The organism is Halorhabdus sp. CBA1104 (genome assembly GCF_009690625.1).
Taxonomy (GTDB): domain Archaea; phylum Halobacteriota; class Halobacteria; order Halobacteriales; family Haloarculaceae; genus Halorhabdus.
This window is the reverse complement of record NZ_CP033878.1, coordinates 976,226-994,067: the sequence shown is the minus strand read 5'-3', so window position 1 is coordinate 994,067 and position 17,842 is coordinate 976,226. Positions and strand designations below refer to the sequence as shown.

General features: G+C 61.6%; 18 protein-coding genes and 1 pseudogene. 8 read left to right on the top strand and 11 right to left on the bottom strand.

Translation table 11 applies throughout. The features are described from left to right. Positions 1 to 28 precede the first annotated feature (28 nt). Positions 29 to 274: pseudogene (locus Hrd1104_RS13565) on the bottom strand (FeoA family protein); the annotation flags it as partial. A gap of 237 nt (positions 275 to 511) precedes the next feature. On the opposite strand from Hrd1104_RS13565, the gene Hrd1104_RS05115 reads away from it, so the two are divergent. Further along, positions 512 to 1,375, top strand: coding sequence for a ZIP family metal transporter (locus Hrd1104_RS05115; RefSeq protein WP_154551733.1), 864 nt, complete (start codon positions 512 to 514; stop codon positions 1,373 to 1,375). Positions 1,376 to 1,485: 110 nt separating this feature from the next. Then, complete coding sequence (locus Hrd1104_RS05110; RefSeq protein ID WP_154551732.1) at positions 1,486 to 2,160, top strand: peroxiredoxin; 675 nt, start codon at positions 1,486 to 1,488, stop codon at positions 2,158 to 2,160. Positions 2,161 to 2,193: 33 nt separating this feature from the next. Here the strand turns inward: Hrd1104_RS05110 and Hrd1104_RS05105 are convergent, their stop codons facing one another. Both Hrd1104_RS05105 and Hrd1104_RS05100 read right to left on the bottom strand, forming a co-directional pair. Beyond that, positions 2,194 to 2,892, bottom strand: a complete 699-nt coding sequence (locus Hrd1104_RS05105) for a type 1 glutamine amidotransferase (RefSeq protein ID WP_154551731.1) — start codon at positions 2,890 to 2,892, stop codon at positions 2,194 to 2,196. A gap of 122 nt (positions 2,893 to 3,014) precedes the next feature. Then, on the bottom strand, positions 3,015 to 3,965 hold the full coding sequence (locus Hrd1104_RS05100) for a radical SAM protein (RefSeq protein ID WP_154551730.1): 951 nt from the start codon (positions 3,963 to 3,965) through the stop codon (positions 3,015 to 3,017). Between the two features lie 331 nt (positions 3,966 to 4,296). On the opposite strand from Hrd1104_RS05100, the gene Hrd1104_RS05095 reads away from it, so the two are divergent. The 5 genes from Hrd1104_RS05095 to Hrd1104_RS05075 all read left to right on the top strand — a co-directional run bounded on the left by Hrd1104_RS05095 (position 4,297) and on the right by Hrd1104_RS05075 (position 7,483). Beyond that, positions 4,297 to 5,301 (top strand): YeiH family protein, encoded by a 1,005-nt coding sequence (locus Hrd1104_RS05095; protein WP_154551729.1) that lies wholly within the window; start codon positions 4,297 to 4,299, stop codon positions 5,299 to 5,301. A 99-nt stretch (positions 5,302 to 5,400) separates the two neighbouring features. Then, on the top strand, positions 5,401 to 5,805 hold the full coding sequence (locus tag Hrd1104_RS05090) for a NifB/NifX family molybdenum-iron cluster-binding protein (protein ID WP_154551728.1): 405 nt from the start codon (positions 5,401 to 5,403) through the stop codon (positions 5,803 to 5,805). Positions 5,806 to 5,820: 15 nt separating this feature from the next. Continuing rightward, a complete protein-coding gene (locus Hrd1104_RS05085; protein WP_154551727.1) occupies positions 5,821 to 6,600 on the top strand; it encodes an MBL fold metallo-hydrolase in 780 nt (259 codons plus the stop codon). Between the two features lie 85 nt (positions 6,601 to 6,685). Continuing rightward, positions 6,686 to 7,021 carry a hypothetical protein gene (locus tag Hrd1104_RS05080; protein ID WP_229770543.1) on the top strand — a complete coding sequence of 112 codons (336 nt, stop codon included), beginning with the start codon at positions 6,686 to 6,688 and terminating at the stop codon, positions 7,019 to 7,021. A gap of 21 nt (positions 7,022 to 7,042) precedes the next feature. Next, positions 7,043 to 7,483, top strand: a complete 441-nt coding sequence (locus Hrd1104_RS05075) for a metal-dependent transcriptional regulator (RefSeq protein ID WP_154551726.1) — start codon at positions 7,043 to 7,045, stop codon at positions 7,481 to 7,483. A 74-nt stretch (positions 7,484 to 7,557) separates the two neighbouring features. On the opposite strand, the gene Hrd1104_RS05070 is transcribed toward Hrd1104_RS05075, so the two are convergent. The 4 genes from Hrd1104_RS05070 to Hrd1104_RS05055 all read right to left on the bottom strand — a co-directional run bounded on the left by Hrd1104_RS05070 (position 7,558) and on the right by Hrd1104_RS05055 (position 10,767). Continuing rightward, on the bottom strand, positions 7,558 to 8,061 hold the full coding sequence (locus Hrd1104_RS05070) for a twitching motility protein PilT (protein WP_154551725.1): 504 nt from the start codon (positions 8,059 to 8,061) through the stop codon (positions 7,558 to 7,560). Then, complete coding sequence (locus Hrd1104_RS05065) at positions 8,058 to 8,426, bottom strand: UPF0175 family protein (protein WP_154551724.1); 369 nt, start codon at positions 8,424 to 8,426, stop codon at positions 8,058 to 8,060. Before Hrd1104_RS05065 ends, Hrd1104_RS05070 begins: the two co-directional genes overlap by 4 nt. Positions 8,427 to 8,575: 149 nt before the next feature. After that, positions 8,576 to 9,532: a carbohydrate kinase family protein gene (locus tag Hrd1104_RS05060; protein WP_154551723.1), complete on the bottom strand. Its 957-nt coding sequence runs from the start codon at positions 9,530 to 9,532 to the stop codon at positions 8,576 to 8,578. A 59-nt stretch (positions 9,533 to 9,591) separates the two neighbouring features. Next, positions 9,592 to 10,767, bottom strand: coding sequence for an AGE family epimerase/isomerase (locus Hrd1104_RS05055; RefSeq protein ID WP_154551722.1), 1,176 nt, complete (start codon positions 10,765 to 10,767; stop codon positions 9,592 to 9,594). A 131-nt stretch (positions 10,768 to 10,898) separates the two neighbouring features. Between Hrd1104_RS05055 and Hrd1104_RS05050 the strand changes: the two genes are divergently transcribed. Next, positions 10,899 to 12,752: a PINc/VapC family ATPase gene (locus Hrd1104_RS05050; RefSeq protein ID WP_154551721.1), complete on the top strand. Its 1,854-nt coding sequence runs from the start codon at positions 10,899 to 10,901 to the stop codon at positions 12,750 to 12,752. A gap of 18 nt (positions 12,753 to 12,770) precedes the next feature. Here Hrd1104_RS05050 and Hrd1104_RS05045 read toward each other — a convergent pair whose 3' ends face one another. The 4 genes from Hrd1104_RS05045 to Hrd1104_RS05030 are packed head-to-tail and all read right to left on the bottom strand — an operon-like array spanning position 12,771 to position 17,837. Further along, positions 12,771 to 15,518, bottom strand: a complete 2,748-nt coding sequence (locus Hrd1104_RS05045) for an ATP-dependent helicase (RefSeq protein WP_154551720.1) — start codon at positions 15,516 to 15,518, stop codon at positions 12,771 to 12,773. A gap of 48 nt (positions 15,519 to 15,566) precedes the next feature. Then, positions 15,567 to 16,517: a metal-dependent hydrolase gene (locus tag Hrd1104_RS05040; protein ID WP_154551719.1), complete on the bottom strand. Its 951-nt coding sequence runs from the start codon at positions 16,515 to 16,517 to the stop codon at positions 15,567 to 15,569. Between the two features lie 31 nt (positions 16,518 to 16,548). Continuing rightward, complete coding sequence (locus Hrd1104_RS05035) at positions 16,549 to 17,223, bottom strand: hypothetical protein (RefSeq protein ID WP_199268282.1); 675 nt, start codon at positions 17,221 to 17,223, stop codon at positions 16,549 to 16,551. Between the two features lie 2 nt (positions 17,224 to 17,225). Beyond that, positions 17,226 to 17,837: a hypothetical protein gene (locus Hrd1104_RS05030; protein ID WP_154551718.1), complete on the bottom strand. Its 612-nt coding sequence runs from the start codon at positions 17,835 to 17,837 to the stop codon at positions 17,226 to 17,228. Positions 17,838 to 17,842: the final 5 nt, after the last annotated feature.

The window sequence follows — 17,842 nt, the reverse complement described above, 5'->3', positions numbered from 1 at the left end:
ACGAGACGGTCGATCGGCCGATCGAGACGACGACTGGGCCCTCGAAGGGCTGTTTCGAGCAGACCGTGATCTCCTTGCCCGGCCGGATACCCATCGAGCGAAGGTATTCCCGGAAGCGATCGCTTATCTGTTCGACAGTCCCCGCTTTGCCGCACTCGACGTCAGCGAGGCGCTTGCGCTGTTGGCGTCGCCTGCCTCGATTTCGTCCGTCTCCCGTGTTCTTCCTCCCGGAGCGGCCGTCCCATCGGAGCGAGTTTTCGTTACTTAGTCTCACCTAATTTTGGCGTGCCGAAAAATTTCGGGGAGATAGAAGTAAATATTGCGCTTTCGTCGGCGTGGCATCGCGTCGATCGACGCCTGGCCCCCCTGGGACGCGGGCTCCCGCCGGAAACCAGGGCGAATTACTAATGAGAAGGTCGTAGATAGCAATTCTTATTAAGATTAAGTAGTGAGTTATTATTGGCTTGCCGAACCAACCATCAATAGACGTCGCGATCGAGACGGACACACCATGACACCAACCAAAACCGAGGAACCACGACGGGATCGCATCGCAAAGGTAGTCAGCGCTGTCACCGCGATCCTCTTCGTCAGCGTGCTGGCGGCCGGCATCGTAACCGAACGCACTACACTCGTCGTCGTTGTCGTCTTCGGCTTCCTCGCGATGGCCGCGGGCGTGACGATCAGTCTCTTCGTTGACTTCAGCACACCCAACCGCCAGGTCTGGGCCTACGGTCTCGCCAGTGGCGCAATGCTCGCGAGCGCCGCGGCACTGCTGGCGCCGAAAGCCATCGGTCGTCACCCGGAGTACGGCGGGTTCGCCATCGCGCTGGGGTACTTGCTGGGGTACGCCGGCCACGAACTCGGTCACCTCGTCAGCCACTACGACCTCCCGCTGAACGCCGCCGTCAGCGAACTCACGCTGCATGCCCTCGCCGCCGGATCGATCATGGGGGTCGTCTACGGGTCGCTGCCCGACCTCTCGGCGCTGTTTGGCTTTGGCATTCTCGCCCACAAGTTCCCGGCCGGCTTCACGGGGTCTGAGGCGCTCAGACAGTCCGGTATCCCGCGGACGGTGATGATCGTCCCGGCGGCGGCGGTCGCGCTCGCGGCGATCCCGCTGTCGATTCTGACGCCGGACCTCTCGGCGACTGTCCAGGCGGTCTTTTACGGCGTCTCGACGGGCGTGTTCGCACACGTGGCGATCGACATGCTGCCGGAGTGTTCACACGTCGGCTCTCACGCCGATTCCAGCGGGCATGGAACCATCGAGTGCTCGCGCAATATTCATCGCGTTCGACAGTACGCGGTGGCGAGCACCCTCGCCGGAGCCGGCGCGATTTTCGTGCTATGGCAGGCTCTCGCGATGGGGTAGTACGGTATCGGAGTTTACATACATCACCTTTACTTTCCCAATTTGAAAATCGAAGTTTCCATATCGACATCGAAGTTTTTAATATTGGAAAGATAGTACAAGACAATGCAATGGAATCCGAGACAGACGACGCGAGCGGTATCCCGCTGATCGGCGATGAATTCCCCGACCTTGCCGTCGAGACGACTCACGGCGAGATCTCCCTGCCCGACGATTACGCGAGCGAGTGGGTCGTGCTGTTCAGCCATCCGGGCGACTTCACGCCGGTCTGTACGACCGAGTTCGTCGCCTTCGAGGACCGACGCGAGGAGTTCGAGCAGCGTAACGCCAACCTGATCGGGCTCTCGGTCGACCGGGTCCACTCTCACCTCAAGTGGGTCGACTGGATCGAGGAAGAGATCGGTGTCGAGATCGGCTTTCCCATCATCGCCGACGAGAGCGGCCGGGTCGGCGAGCAACTCGGGATGATCCAGTCCGGTGCGGGCACGAGTACTGTCCGGGCCGTGTTCATCGTCGATCCCGAGGGCGTCGTCCGGCAGGTGCTGTACTACCCCGAGGAGATCGGCCGCAACATCGACGAGATCCTGCGCTCGCTGGACGCGCTGAAGAAGAGTGACGACGAGGGTGTCGCGACGCCGGCAAACTGGCCCGAGAACGAGCGGTTCGGCGATCGCGTCCTTCTGCCGCCGCCGGGCACCCGCGACGATGTCGACGCCCGGGAAGCCGAGGCTGACGACGAGGGGTACGAGCAGTACGACTGGTGGTTTACCCTCTCCGAACAGTAAGGTAGTACGTCACTGCAACACGACCCACTGTACTCAGCCCCGCCGTCGAACCAACTTCTCGAAGTTTTCGAAGACGTGGTTCGCCGACGCCGTGTCAGCGTGTCGTTCCGGTGTGATGGCGTCGAGAACCCGTTCGACGCGTTCCGTGGGGAGTTCCCCCTCCTTGTTCTGGACGACCCACCGGGCAGTATCGATGTCGTACTCGGGATGGAACTGGACACCGAAGGCGTTCTCGACGCGAAACGCCTGGGTCGCACGGTTGTTCTCGGCGAGCAGCGTCGCTTCGTCGGGCAGTTCGCCCACGGCATCAGAATGGCTCTCGAAGGCAAGAAAGGAGTCGTCGATCCCATCGAAGAAGGGGTCGGCGGCCACGCGCTCGACCGTGGCGTAGCCGAGTTCGTACGCGCCCATCGGTTCGACCGTTCCGCCCAGCGCACGGGCGAGGAGTTGGTGACCCCAGCAGACGCCCAACACGGGCACGCCGGCGGCGACCGCATCGGCGACCCACTCGGCCGTCCGGTCGATCCACGTTCGGTCCTCGTAGACGGCAGTCTGTGAGCCAGAGATGACGACTCCATCACCCGTCCACATGTCGCCGTCGGGAACCGGTGGTACGTCCCCGTCGCTCACCTTCCAAGCCGTCACGGGCAGGTCGAACGCCCGGCGAAAGTTCTGCTCGGCGGGCGTCTGGCCGATCGAAGCATCCAGTAGCGTGATGGTTGGCTCGCTCATGGTGAGTCTTCCTGGACGCGATCGTTCCGTCGGTGGCTCCTCGACGTAGGACAGTCGATCGCAAAAACACTTGGCCTGTGTGCGGGGTTGCCGGGAATGGCTATCCGTCGGCCTCGGGATCGTTACTCCGCAATCGTTTCCACCGGTCGCAGATAGAACGTCTCGCCGCCGTACTCGCGTTCGAGCAACGTACCCGCATCGAGCAACGCGTCGACGACCGTCCAGTCGGCGTCGTCCCGGTCGAGTAGTTCCCGGAGCCCCCCTTCTTGCATCGGGTGGACAGCCGTCACACCGAGGATGTCCGCACGTCCGTCGCCCGTCGCGGCGAACGACGCCCCCTCCGCGCCGATGAGGTATTCGACAGTGTCCAGTCGGTCGTCGAAAATCGAATACGCACTCGCGAGCGCACCCTCGCTTGCGGGTTCGACCCACTCCTCATCGGGCGGACGCGTCGGGACGGCGAGATAGGCCGTGTTCGGATCGACAGTCGCGACCAGTTCGGCTGTCTCTCGGAGTGTCGTCTCGTCGTCGTTGAGTCCGTCGACCAGCATCGTTTCGGTCGTCAACGTGCCCGTGAACTCCTCGGCGAACAGTTCCATCCCGCGCGTGATGGCGTCGAAAGACAACGTTCCGTTGGGCCGATCGACCTGCCGCCAGGTTTCGGCAGTGCCAGCATCTGCCTTCAGCGACACCCAGTCGGCCTTCGCGAGATCCGCCCTGACGCCGGGCTTGGACAACAACGATGCGTTCGAGATGACCGCAACATCGATGTCGAACTCCCCCAGACGGTCGATCATGTCCCCGAGATTGGCGTCGAGCGTCGGCTCACCGTCAGGGACAATCGAAAGATAATCGATCTCTTCGCCCGTGGCCCTGACCTGCTCGACGCGGTCACAAACAGCCGTTTCGATCTCCTCGAGTGAGAAGAATTCGAGACGATCTGTCCCGGTGGTCGTCGTCGGACCGAGCTGACAGTAAACGCAAGCATAGGTGCAGGTCTTGGGCGGGATCGTGTTGACCCCGAGGCTCTGACCGAGCCGTCGAGACGGGACGGGACCGTATGCGAGATCCATACTGGAGATACGTGTGTGCGATTAACCCTCAATCGTGCGACGTCCTGCTCACTGTCGCCTGGGACCAATCTCATCATTATTAAGTAACTATCTCCCTTATGCTAAAACCTAACAATTGCCGATATCTATGACGCACTGTAGCGCCCAATTGTGATGCTAAACGAGTATCTCAACCTCGTCACGACGGGAATCACTTCTCTCCTAAAGTGGTTTCAGAGGCTCGAAAGCGGGTGGATAGCTGTCTTAATTGGTGTATTGGTCGTTTCGATCGTGATCGCTATGTGAGCCGAAACATACGTAATCTGATTGTAAACGAATTATTTGTTCACATATGATTCGACGCTACTCGCGGTTACTCCCCGGTATCGGCCTTCTCGTCGCCGGCGCGGGTCTCGCTCGCGGACTCTCGGCGACCGTCCTGGGCCTCAACGAGTTGCTTGTCGCCGTCGGACTGGGGATGGTGGTTGGGAACACAGTCGGTGTTCCGGAGTGGGCCAGTAACGGCGTCGACACGCAGAAACTCTGGCTCGAGACGGGAATCGTGCTCATGGGCGCTCGCATCGCGATCGGACAGCTGTTCGCGGTCGGCGTCGAACTCCTCGCGCTGGTCGTCGGCTTCCTGATCTTTAGCCTCCTCTTCGTCGAGATGATCGCACGCAACGTCTTTCGGATCAACGAGCGGCTGGGATCGCTGTTGGCGGCCGGCTACTCCATCTGTGGGGTTTCGGCCATCGTCGCCGTCTCGGGGGGTATCAAAGCCAAAAGCGAGCAGATCGCCTACGCCGTCGCGACGATCCTGCTGTTCGATGCCGTCACCCTGGCAGTGTACCCAGTCGTGGGACGGGTTCTGGCACTCCCGGACATCGTCTTTGGCACCTGGGCAGGTGTCAGTATGGTATCGACCGGCCCCGTCGTCGCCGCTGGGTTCGCTTATTCCCCACAGGCCGGGGAGTGGGCCACCGTGACGAAACTTGGTCGGAACATCTTCATCGGCGTCGTCGCCGTCCTCTATGCCATCTATTACGCCCGACGACATGACGACGGACAGGCAGACGGCGTCAGCTGGCGATACTTCTGGGCGCAGTTTCCGAAGTTCGTGGTCGGGTTCGTCCTCATGGCGACGATCGCGAGTCTCGGATGGCTCTCCTCGACGGACGTGGCGCTGCTCGAGTCGGCCTATCAGGGGTTGTTCCTCGTCGCGTTCGTCGGTCTCGGGATGGAGATCGATCTCCGGGAGATGCGATCGACCGGAATCAGACCGGTCGTCGTCGTTCTCTCGGCGTTGCTCGTCGTCAGCGTCCTGTCTCTCGTCTCGTCGTTCGTCCTGTTTGGCTGATCGCCACGGCGCTATCACCCGTTGGTTTTGCCATGCCAAAACTTGACAATGAAATCAGAACCGACAAGGTAGCCCGGAGCCCATAGATATTTGAAACAAATGTTGCTCTGCGTCCCCAGTCTCGAAGACGGCACGCTTGGGGCACCAGTCTCCCCGCACTTCGGGCGGGCACCGAACTACACACTCCTCGATACCGAGGCCGAGAGCGTCGAGGTGATCGACAACGACGGGCAACACCACGGTGGCCGTCGCTCGCCACCCAAGATCATCGCCGAGACCGGGGCCGACGTGTTGCTCTGTGGCAACCTCGGTCAGAAAGCTGTGGAGCGATTCGACGCGATGGACATCGAGGTCTACTGTGGAACCGAGGGTACCGTCGCCGAGGCGCTCGAACAGTTCGAGGCAGGCGATCTCGAGGTGGCGACGCCAGACGGGTCGCACTGTAATGGGCACGAGGGCCACGACCACTCCCAAGGACGTCATCACGAACATCACGCGGAGTGAAAACAAACGACCTCCATGACCACAGTCACGATACTCGCAGACAACGAAGTCAAGGGCTCGCGACCGAAGGGGCTGCGCGCCGAGTGGGGATTCTCCGCGGCGATCGACGACCTGCTGTTCGACGCCGGGCAGACGGGTGTGGCGTACGACAACGCCGATACGCTCGGTGTCAGTCCCTTCGAGACGATCGTCCTGAGTCACGGTCACTACGATCATACGAAAGGGTTGCCACCGTTTCTCGACGACGCCGAGGAGTTGTACTGTCACCCGGCGACCTTCGAGTCGAAGTACCACGACGAGGAACCGATCGGGATGCCATACGATCGGTCCTGGATCGAGGCGCAGGTGTCAGTGACGACGCACACCGACCCCGTCGAGGTCGCGCCGGGCATTCATGCACTCGGTGAGATTCCACGGGAGTATCCCGACAGTCGAACGGGCGAACACGTCCAGGACGGCGAGAGAATCGAAGACCCCGTGTGGGACGACCAGTCGCTGGCCATCGAGGTCGAGAGCGGGGTCAGCCTGGTTCTCGGCTGCTGTCACGCTGGCCTCCGGAACACGATCGAATACGCTGAGGGCGTCTTCGACGCACCGGTGCAGACCGTGATCGGCGGAACCCACTTTCGGTCAGATGATCAGAGCGAGATCGACCCCGTTGTCGAGTGGCTCGACGGACGCGTCGAGCGGATCGCACCGACGCACTGTACCGGTCACGTCGCCAGACGTGCTCTCGAAGATGCTTTCGACGAGGCATACCTTCGCGTGGGGGCGGGTTCTCGGATCGAACTCTGATTCACCGTAGAGGGCCTGAATTGACGGCCCTCACCATTTGGGTACTGGCAAAAGGGTTATGCCGACTGATTTCCTAGATTGAGTGATGACACCGAAAGCAGGCAGGCGTGGCGACCAACGTGGAGCGAGTGGCCATGGAAACGGTCGGTGCCGGGGCGATCGGCGACGCGAACGCGTTCGTGACGAGGACGGCCAGTTCGCGGATTCGATCGAGGCGGCCGACGTACTCGCGGTGTTCGACGCCGTCGATGGACCAGTCGTGACGAGCACGGACGTCGCCGACGTGCTCGGAATCTCGACGGAATCTGCCCGGCAACACTTGAACGAGCAGGTCAGCGACGGGGCGCTCCGCCGGCGCAAGACTGGCCGAACCATTGTTTACTGGCGAATTGGGACAACGGTGGACGATCACAGTGAATGAACACTCTCGGGATATAGGATTATGAGTTTGAGCACGCACGCAGTGGTTGACGATCTCACACCCGGAGAGGGACGATACCTCTGTGGCGTTCTCTACCGGACGCTTGTAGATACATCACCGGTGAGCAACCGTGAACTCACTGACTATCTCGACGTCAGTGGCGCGAGTGTCACCGGCATGGTCGAGTCACTCGCCGAAGAGGGACTGGTCAAGTACGAACGCTACCGCGGCGTCGAGTTGACCGACCGTGGAGAGCGTGTTGCCCGCGCTGTGTTGTGGCGTCGGTGTGCCACCCAGCAGTTCTTCGAGAACGAACTTGCGTTCTCACTGGCGAACGATCAGGCCTACCGGATCGCGATCGAATTCGACCGCAATCAAGTGCGTGCGGTCGGAGACCACGTTGATCAACCTTGTGAGTACCACTGCGAGGCGACCGACGCGTCTGATTGTGACGTCCTGTAGTCGGTCAGCGACTTGCCTCAGGTGTTCGCCAAATGGCGAGTGCTGGGTCTGTGTCTGCTTCAATACAGTCATTCTCAATATTCTAATATCGTCCGATACGGGACGTAGTAGCCGATCTCATCTATCCACGTCGATAGCCACTCGTCAGCAGTAGCTTCATCGATCTTCCCAGCATCGATTGCAGCCAACAGAACGCCAACCGACCCGACAACGGTCACGCCGTGGTCTTTCGCAAACGTTCGGGCATCTCCGTCGTCTGTCAGCAGCCGACCGTCGTGTGCGTCGGCGAGGGCGAACGCCTGTGCTTCCCCTGGATCGAGGTGATCACTGACAATCGCCTCTCTGTTTGCGACAGTGTCCGAGATTGGCGCGATCGGGATCTCTTCGTCGAGAGTATCGAGTGCTTCCTGGAGATATAGATGGTTATCGACGCCGTGTTCGAACTCCTCACGAACGACTGGTACCGTACAGATTCCAGAGAGGGAAGCAACTACCCACAGTTGACCGATGTACGCAAAATTCGAGAGGACAGTCGTGTTCAAGACCCTCGGGTTCGCTGGGAGATCGTTACCTGTCATTTAACACGTGACTCCTCATCAGACGAGTCCCTATCATCGAATTCGAGTTCGGGTGCTGCCTCTATCTCGTCGGCTGCGTCGTCTTCGTCAACAAGCCCGAGTCGAAGTGCAACACCGTGCTCACGAAGGATGTCACGCATCGTCCAGCGATCGACATCAGCGAGTCTCGCAGCATCACCGAGTGTGATCCGCTCGCGTTCGTAGAGGGCGACCGCAGCTGCAATCCGTTCGTTCTCGTGGTCCTCGAAGTATTCACGCACGAACTCGCGTAACGCATCGCTCTTGCCCCCGAACACACCAGCCTCGACAGCACCCTCGATGAGGAGGTCGAGATCGTCTGGGTAGGAGCCGGTAATTCGTGCCATCGTTCTATCCGAGACTATGTCTTCATACTATTTATGAACTACGCCAGACTGCCATATGCATTGAGACGACCAGTCTCAACTACTGTGTGGCTCGTCTCGCATCTCTTTCGCTTGGCGTGGCGCGATAAGACTGTTGTGTGGGTAGGGATCTACCCAAGGAGCTGTTCGACGTCTGCACGCGTCGGGAGGGGAGCCATGGCGCCCACCTCAGTCGTGGTGAGTGCGCCGACTGCGTTGGCAAACTCGACTGCCGCTTCGAGTGACTCACCGTCGATCAGACTCCTGATCGCGCCAGCAGTGAACGCGTCTCCGGCACCAGTCGTGTCAACGGCCTCGACGTCGGCAGCCGGCTCATCAGCCACAGCCGGACCCCACGGGGCGCTCTCTGTCGCCAGCGCGTAGGTACCTGCCTCACCCTGCGTGAGCAAAACCGTGTGCGGGCCAAACGTCGTCAGTTCTTCGGCAACCGCACTGATCGCTCCGTTGGGGTCGGACAACAACGACGCCAGATCCTCGCGATCGGTCTTGATCACGTCGGCGAGCGCGAGTGCGTCACGCATCGTTGGCCCTATTTTTTCGGGATCCGGCCAGAGGTCCTCGCGTGTGTTTGGATCGAACGAGACCGTACAGCCGGCGGCCTTCGCGCGTTTGGCGAGGTCGAGCATCGCCGTCCGGGCCGGCTCTTCACACAGCATGACGCCGCCAAAGTGGACCCACGACAGGTCGGCAAGCACCTCATCTGGCACTGTCCCGGGTTCCATCGCCATCGTCGCCGTTTCCTCCTTGTAGAAGACGAACGACTGGTCGGCGTCGGGATCGTCACCGACCAAGGTGTGTGCCGTCTTTCGGGACGGATCGATTTCCAAAAAGCGGTCCGGCACCCCCTGTTCGGTCAGGACGTCTTCGAGGTGGGTACCAAACGGATCGTCGCCCAGCTTCGTCCAGAGATACGGTGCCGTTCCGAGGCGTGCCATCGCGACGGCGAGATTCGCTGGAGCACCACCGGCCCGTCGTTCGAAAGTGTCGACAGCAGCCAATCGCCCACTGGTCGTCGGAAACATGTCGATCAACGCTTCACCGGCCACGAGCGCGTCTGGTGTTGTCATGGCTGTGGTCTTGCAGGCCGTGGCTTATTGTTCTATCTACACCGATCCCGGCGAGGCAGTCACAGCGAACGAAGTCCCTCGAAGCACGCGCCGACCGGGTGGTATCCAGGTTCGACTGCTGGGCCGTCGTCTGTCGGGGATGGCTCGTTGTCGCGAGTGAGTTTGACGTAGAAATTCCCCTCCGGTGCAGTCAGATTCGCCTGGGCGTATGCCCACAACCGGTCGTACCAGTCCAGATACTGCGCGGTTCCCGTCCGTTCGTACAGGGCGGCAGCTGCCCCGATACCTTCCGCGACCGGCCAGCCGTACTTGTCGTCGACGATGGGTTCGCCGTCGGGATCGAAATTGTAGTAGAAGCCACCGTAGTCGTCGTCCCAGCCGTCCTCGATCGCGATTTCGAACAGCTCTTCGGCCCGTTCGATCGCCCAGTCGACGTCGGCGTAGCGATCGAGCACTGCCAGCAATTTGGCCCACTCGATGTGATGGCCGGGTTGGTAGCCCCACGGACGGAAGAGATCGTCTGGTTTCTGGCGGTTGTAGTCCATGTCGTGGTCCCACTCGTCGGTGTAGTGTTCCCAGAGGTAGCCGTCGTGGTCGGCTGCGAGATCGACTGTCAGCGCGTGGGCGATCTCTCGGGCGCGGTCGAGATACCGCTGCTGACCAGTCGCCTCGTAGGCGGCGAGCATCGCCTCACAGGTGTGCATGTTGGCGTTTTGGCCGCGATACGCCGACGCGTCCTCGAAGTCGCCGTCGAATTCACTCTGACAGAGGTTGTATTCGGGTTCCCAGAAGCGATCCAGCAGGAGGTCGTAGGTAGCTTCGAGATCGGCTTTGGTGCCGTCGATTCCCGCTTCGACGGCACGAGCGTAGGCCAGCAGGACGAACGCGTGGCCGTAACAGACGCGCTTGCGGTCTACTGTCTCTGTCCCCTCAAGAAGCCAGTCGTACCCACCGGTGTCGGGGTCGTGGTGGCCTTCTCGGAGAAACTCGATGCCGTGTTTGGCCGCTTCGAGCCACGGGTCCGGCCCGTCGAAACGCGCCCCGAGGCAGAAATTCACGACGTATCGAGAAGTGGCGACGAGGTGCTTCGAATCGCGGTCGTAGATCTCGCCCGATTCTCCGTCGAGTTGGGCAACGTAGCCGCCGCGGTCGTCGATACCGTCGGGATAGTAAAACTCGAGGATATCGCGGAGCCGAGCTGCGAGCCACTCGGTATCCTGGTACTCTGGGGCCATCGTCGGACGTTCCACTGGCGTCGACAAGAACGTTGGGTGCCGGCCGGTATCCTGTTGGACCATCGCGACGGCCCGGCAAGATGGGGAGGTGGATGCGGGCGTTTATCAGCGACGGGACCCCACTCACAGACATGAACGTCGTACCGGACACGAGCGTCATTATCGACGGTCGGGTGTCCGATCGCGTGGCCGAGGGGGAGTTCGCCGACGCCACCATATCGGTCCCCGAAGCCGTCGTCGGTGAACTCGAAGCCCAGGCCAACGAAGGTCGCCAGACCGGCTGGGACGGCCTCGAAGAGTTACAGCGACTGGCCGACCTGGCCGAGGAGGGAACGATCACTGTCGAGTACATCGGCCGACGCCCGGAACACGCCGAGAAACGAGCAGCCGCGGACGGAGACGTCGACGCACTCATTCGGGATCTCGCCGAAGAGCGCGGGTCGACGCTGGTCACCAGCGATGTCGTTCAAAGCGAGGTCGCCCGCGCGAAAGGACTGGACGTCGTCTTCATCGAACCCGTCGGTCGGGACGTCGAGGAACTGGACATCGAGTCGTTCTTCGACGAGACCACGATGAGTGTCCACCTCAAAGTCGGCGCGAAGCCAATGGCAAAGCGCGGCGAGATCGGCGACATGCACTACGAGTCGATCCGGCAAGATCTCTCGACAGAAGACCAACTCACGGCGTACGCCCACGACATCGAGGAGAGCGCCCGGGCGAGTCCCGAGGGGTTCATCGAGATCGACGAACCGGGCATGACGATCGTCCAGTTCCGGGAATACCGCATCGCGATCGCTCGGCCGCCCTTCGCGGACGGCTTAGAGATCACGGCTGTCCGCCCGATCGTCCAGACCGACCTAGACGATTACGAGTACGCCGAGGAACTGCGCGATCGGCTGCTCGAACGCCAGCGCGGCGTGTTGATCTCGGGTGCGCCAGGAGCCGGCAAGTCAACGTTCGCCCAGGCTGTCGGGAGTTTCCTCGCCGACTCGGACTTCTCGGTGAAGACGATGGAGAAACCGCGAGACCTCCAGGTCGGCCCGGAGATTACCCAGTACACGGAACTGGCCGGCTCGATGGAGCGGACCGCAGACTCTCTGTTGATGGTCCGGCCGGACTACACGATCTACGACGAAGTCCGCAAAACCGACGACTTCGAAGTCTTTGCAGACATGCGCCTGGCCGGCGTCGGCATGATCGGCGTCGTGCACGCGACACGAGCGATCGACGCCCTACAGCGCCTCGTCGGCCGCGTCGAGCTGGGCATGATCCCACAGGTCGTCGATACCGTCGTCTACATCGAGGCCGGCCAGATCGAGACAGTCTACGACGTAAATACTGAAGTGAAAGTCCCCGAAGGCCTCATGGAAGAGGATCTCGCCCGGCCGGTCATCGTCATCGAGGACTTCGAGACGGGGGTTCCGGAGTACGAGATCTACACGTTCAACCGCCAGGTCGTCACCGTGCCACTTGGCGACGACGAGGGTACCGAGAGCGGCGTCGACCGGATCGCTCGCCAGGAGGTCGAAGGTGAGATTCGGAAGATAGCCGACGGCCACGTCGAGGTCGAGGTCCGCGGGCGCGACCGGGCGGTCGTCTGGGTCCAACAGCACGATATCTCCCAGGTCATCGGGAAAGGCGGGGGCCGGATCACAGATGTCGAGAACCGCCTCGGTATCGACATCGACGTCCGGACGCTCGACGAGCGTGAGGGCAGCCAGTCGAGCGCGCCGAGTGGGACATCAGGCAGTTCCGGCGGACAGGCGGGACGGACGGTCACACCAGAGATCACGTCCAGACACGTGGTCGTTCCTGCCGAAGGCCTGGCCGGCGAGACGGTCGAGGTGCGGGCCGACGGCGAATATCTCTTTACGGCGACAGTCAGCCGCGGCGGCGAGGTCCAAGTCTCCCGTGGGAGTGCCATCGCCGAAGAACTGGAACGGGCGATCGATCACAGCCGGCAGATCACTGTCGTCCCGTCTTGAGGAACCTAGGGATCGGGATCACTCGAAAGCGACCGCCGCGTCGCCACCCTCGTCGATCGCCTCCTGAACCCGTTCGTGAAACTCCTTGAGGACGGCGGACTCGTCTTCGGCGAGGACGACGTCGCTGGCCATCAAGGTAGCGAGGCCAAAGGCCCGCGGCGTCGGAGAGTCGACGCGATGATGGACGACATCGATCTCGTCGTCACTGATTGCGCCGAGCACGCCCTCGATCGCTTCGACGTTGAGTTTGTCTTCGAGAATTTCCCGGTAGGTCTCTTCGACGACGGCAAACTCATCGAGATCCTGTGCGAACCCGAGGAGCATCTCGCTGTTTACCTGCTGTTCGCTGGCGGACTTCTCGTAGCCTTTGTAGCGTTTGAGGATCATCAGCGAGCGCGTTGCGTTGATCCGGAAGTACCGATCGAGGAGGTCCGTCCCGTCGAGGCTTTCACGCAAGTCTGTACGCACGTCGTCTGGGTCGATCGACCGGAGGATACCGGCGACGTCGACTTTCCGGTTGAGCGGCATCGAGAGCGTAAAGCCGTGGTCGGCGACGGCGACCTGCACGTTTGCGGTCGCTTCTTGAGCGACGTGAGAGGCCAACAGTCGTGAAAGGCCATCGTTGAATCGCCGTCCGTAGTTCGAGTGGACGTAGTAGCGTCGCTCGTACTCGTCGCGATCACGCTCTTCTTCGATCACGAGGCGCTCGTCCGTGCTGATGCTGTCAGCACCGGCGTACTGGCGTTGGTCATCGAACATCCGGACGATCGCCCGGACGCTGTTTTCCTCGAGTGGGAACTCCCGCAGCCAGACGCGGGCCTCGGCTCGCCCGCCGCGATCGAGGCGTGAAAGCAACTCGCGTTGGAACGACAGGATCTCTCGGCCGAGATCGTAACTGAGAGGGAGGCGTTCGGAGTACCACGAGGGGACCGTCGGTCGCGCGCTCGTGGGGTCGACGTAGACCTTCGAGCCGCGGCGGTACCGGTACTCATAGCGGTCGCCGCCGAGGACGAACACGTCGCCGGATTCTACGGTATCGAGATACGACTCGTCGAGTTGGCCGACCCACTCGCTGTCAGCGCGAGTGAGGACGTCACACGTGAACGAATCCGGGATCGTGCCGATGTTCGTCATGTAGATAACGCGGGCCAGGCGGCCGCGCTTGCCGATCAGTGGTTCGCCGACCGGGAACTCCTCGTAGTGGTACTCGCCGTCGGGCGGATCGTTCGTGTCTCGCCAGATCTTCGCGTAGACGTTCTCGTCTTCCATTCCCGGATAGTCTGCGGTGAGATATCGGACCAGTTGCTCCCACTCCTCGTCGCCGTACTCTCGGTACGGATAGGCCTGCCGGAGGATGCCTGTCACTTCAGCCTCGGGCCGAACTTCGTTGATCGCCATGCCATAGACCTGCTGGGCGGCGACGTCCTGGGCATTCTCGGGAACGAACACGCGATCGACGAACCCCTCCTCGGCCTTCTTGAGCATGACGGCACACTCGACTAGCTCGTCTCGATCGAGAGCGATTACCCGTCCTTCGACGGTCTGGCCGAGTTGATGACCCGCCCGGCCGACACGCTGGAGCAGCGCCGCGACGGACTTGGGCGAACCGACCTGGACTACCAAGTCGATGTGGGGCATGTCGATCCCGAGTTCGAGGCTCGTCGAAGTCGTCACTACATCGATGTCGCCCGATTTCAGGTCGGATTCGATGGCTTCGCGCTTGTCCTTCGAGAGGCTGCCGTGGTGACAGCCCGCATTGGCCTCGTCGTAGGCGTCGAACCGTTCTCTGAGGTTGTGCAAGACGCGTTCGGCCCCGGACCGCGTATTGGTAAAGATCAGCGTGTTCGTGTGATCCTGGATTAGCTCGTGCAACTGGTCGTAAAACCGATCGTTGACGGTCGATTGCGGGGTGTGGATCAGATCATCCGTCGGTGTCGTAAGCTCGATGTCGAACTCGCGGGCAAAGCGGGCGTCGACGAGTTCGTACTCGCGTGGATCCCCGCCCGGTTCCTGGCGGCCGACCAGAAACTCCGCCATGGTGTCGAGCGGTTCGACCGTCGCCGAGCAGCCGATTCGGGTGGGCGAGGTTTCGGCCATGGCTTCGAGCCGTTCGAGCGAGACCGACAGGTGCGTCCCACGCTTGTTTGCCGCCAAACTGTGAATTTCGTCGACGATGACGTACTCGACGGTCTGGAGTTTCTGCTTGAATTTTGGGGAGTTGAGCAGGATAGCGAGTGTTTCCGGGGTCGTGTTGAGGATGTGTGGCGTCTCTTCGAGCATCGCTTGCCGGTCGCTATCGGAGGTGTCTCCGTGCCGGATCGCGTGGCGAATGTCCACATTCTCGCCACGCTCGTCGAGTTTGGCGGTGATTTCCTCGAGCGGGACAGCCAGATTGCGGTGGATATCGTTGGCGAGACTCTTCAGCGGGGAGATATACAGGCAGTACACCGAGTTTTCCAGGCCATCGGTACGGCCGCGTTCGAACAGTTCGTTGATGATGGCGGCGAAGCTCGCCTGGGTCTTGCCCGAGCCCGTCGGCGCGGCGATCAACGCGTTTTGGCCGTCGTGAACGAGCGGAATGGCGTCTTTTTGCGGTGGGGTGAAAAAGCCGCCGTTGTCGGGGACGAACGGGCCGAACGTCTCGACCCACCACTCTCTGACGGCAGGCTCGAACAGCTCCAGCACCTCGCCGTCGTCGATCGACACCGCTCTCGGGTCGAATTCGACCGACTGTTCGACGGCTGCAAGCAGCTCTCGGCCTCCCATAGATTCACTCGAATCAACGAGGCCGATCGCCTTGTGCACTCGGGTTAGTTATACCGAACCCGTGACAGTCACGTACGCGAGCGTGAATCCGAGCCAGGCGAAAGTGATCGTCGCGAGGGCAGTGAGGGCAGCTGTCACGGTCGTGTCGCTACTCACCGGCCGTCGAAAGCTAACGACACCGACCATGCCGACGAGGAGGATCGTTGCGACGAACGGCGTCGCATTGTCGACGCTGGGTTGGCGTAAGACGAGTGCCATCGGGGCGTAGGCAATCCCGACAGTGGCGGCAGCATGGACGTGTCGACGCCAGTCGATACCGGCGAGCCACAGCCCGACCAAGAGACCAAACCAGATGACAGCAAGTTCCGTGCCGAACGCCAGGAGGAGATTGAGCGTTAGATCTACGAAGGGCTCGATGCGACCGCCGATCACGGCGAACTCCCAGGGGGCGAAAAACAGTGGAGGCTCTCCCGTCAGCAGATCCGTGAATGGGTGGATCGAGAGCCCAACCACCGCCGCAGTGAAGATCGATCGTCCCGCGAGCCCGGTCTTGAGGGCAAGCGTCACGACGAGGAGGCCGACGAGTACGAAAACGGTCATGACCGCACCGCCCACGATGCCGCCAGCCACTGCGCCGAGTGCGACGACACCGGCGAGGACGCCCAGCCCAAGCCAGCGGCCAACGGGCCAGAGCGCGAAGCCAACACTCGCTGCCACTGCGACGACCAGCGAGTGAGTCGTCGTCCGATGGCGTTCGCTGGTGGCTGCCCAGAAGTGATCGAACGCCGTCGACTCCTCCGGGAGCGTCACGACCTGGAAGGCCGCGTGAGCAACGTCAACGTCGGGGAGTGACGAAAAGAGGGCGGCTGCGAGTCCGACGGCGACGGCGGACCCGACGGTCACGCCGCCAGGGAGCCCAAGCGGGCGGGTCTCGGGCCCGTAGCGGCCTGCGAGCAGCGCGACGATCCCAAAGGCGAGGAAGGCGTGACCGACGAACACGGATAGATTTGGCGACCGGTGTATAAAACGGTCACTCCCCGCCGTCGGCGTCGTCGTTTGCGATCCCAACGGCTGTCAGGAGCTGGGTCACGAAGTCGTTGAGATAGATGGTTCCCCACGACGCCACGACGATGGCCCCGATCGTGTTGAAAATCAGGTCTTTCATCGTATCCTCCAGCCCGTACTGGGTCAAGACCGGCGACCCACCGATCGCCGTTGCGGCGGCACTGGTCGTAAACTCGATGACTTCCCAGATCACCCCGAACGCGAGGACGAACATGAGGATGAACACGAACACGAACTGCTCGGGCAACTGCACGTCGTCCCAGTGAACATCCAGGGCTCGCGTCGTCGCGTAGCCGACGCCTGCCACGACCGATGCCGACAGCGCGTGCGTGAGATGATCCCACCCCGGAATCGTGCTGTAGAATCCTTCACCGCCGGGGATACCGACAGTCCCCAGCGAGTGCAGGAAGACGGCACTCGTGATCCACAGCGTCAGCCGCGGGTCCATCGAGACGCTGTAGTCCCGTTCGAGCAGCGGCGGAATCTGGAGGACCAAAAGCCCCATCACAGCATTGATCGAAATCCCGGCCGATCGGCGTTCCAGTCCGATGAACAACAGCCCGATCAACGCGACTTCCATCACCCAGGTAAGCTGGCGCTGTTGGGCCTCGGTGAGACGGAGGCGTGACGTGAGTCCCACGCTCAGTCACCCCCTGGGCGAACGTGGACGTACCGGCGGACGTACAACTCGAAAGTGAGACCGGCGAGGACACCGGCAACCGCCGAGGCGACGAACTCCCACATGAGCTGTTCTTCGATCACGGATTCGGCGATTGCCGGGTCGACGAGCAACGTCGTTCCGAGGTACAGATCTGAGAGCCACCGTGCGACCGCCCAGAGGCCGGCCAAGGCGAGTGTCGAGACGACGACAAACAGGAGCGCGAACTGATAGTTCATCTCGACATCAGTAAAGAGGTGGAGCTCTACAGCCACGATGAGTGCAAGCGCCGCCACCGAAAGGTAGGTCGGTATCCCCCTGAATGCGAGGCTGACGCCGAACGTGTTCCCCAGCAAGGGCAACGCGGCCAGGACGAACACCTCCCAGGGGATCATCGCCATCGGATCGCCCTGTGCCAGCGGGGGAAGCACAGCCAACCCGCCGACGACGGCCGCGAAACCAGCCCACAGGACGTTCCCCAAGAGGACGTTTCCGCCAACGATCATGGCGATCACGCCGGTCAACAGCCAGCCGAGAGCGGCGTTGAGTCGCGTCGTTCGAAGCAGCGATGCAATCCCTTCCGCACGCGAGTCCATATCCG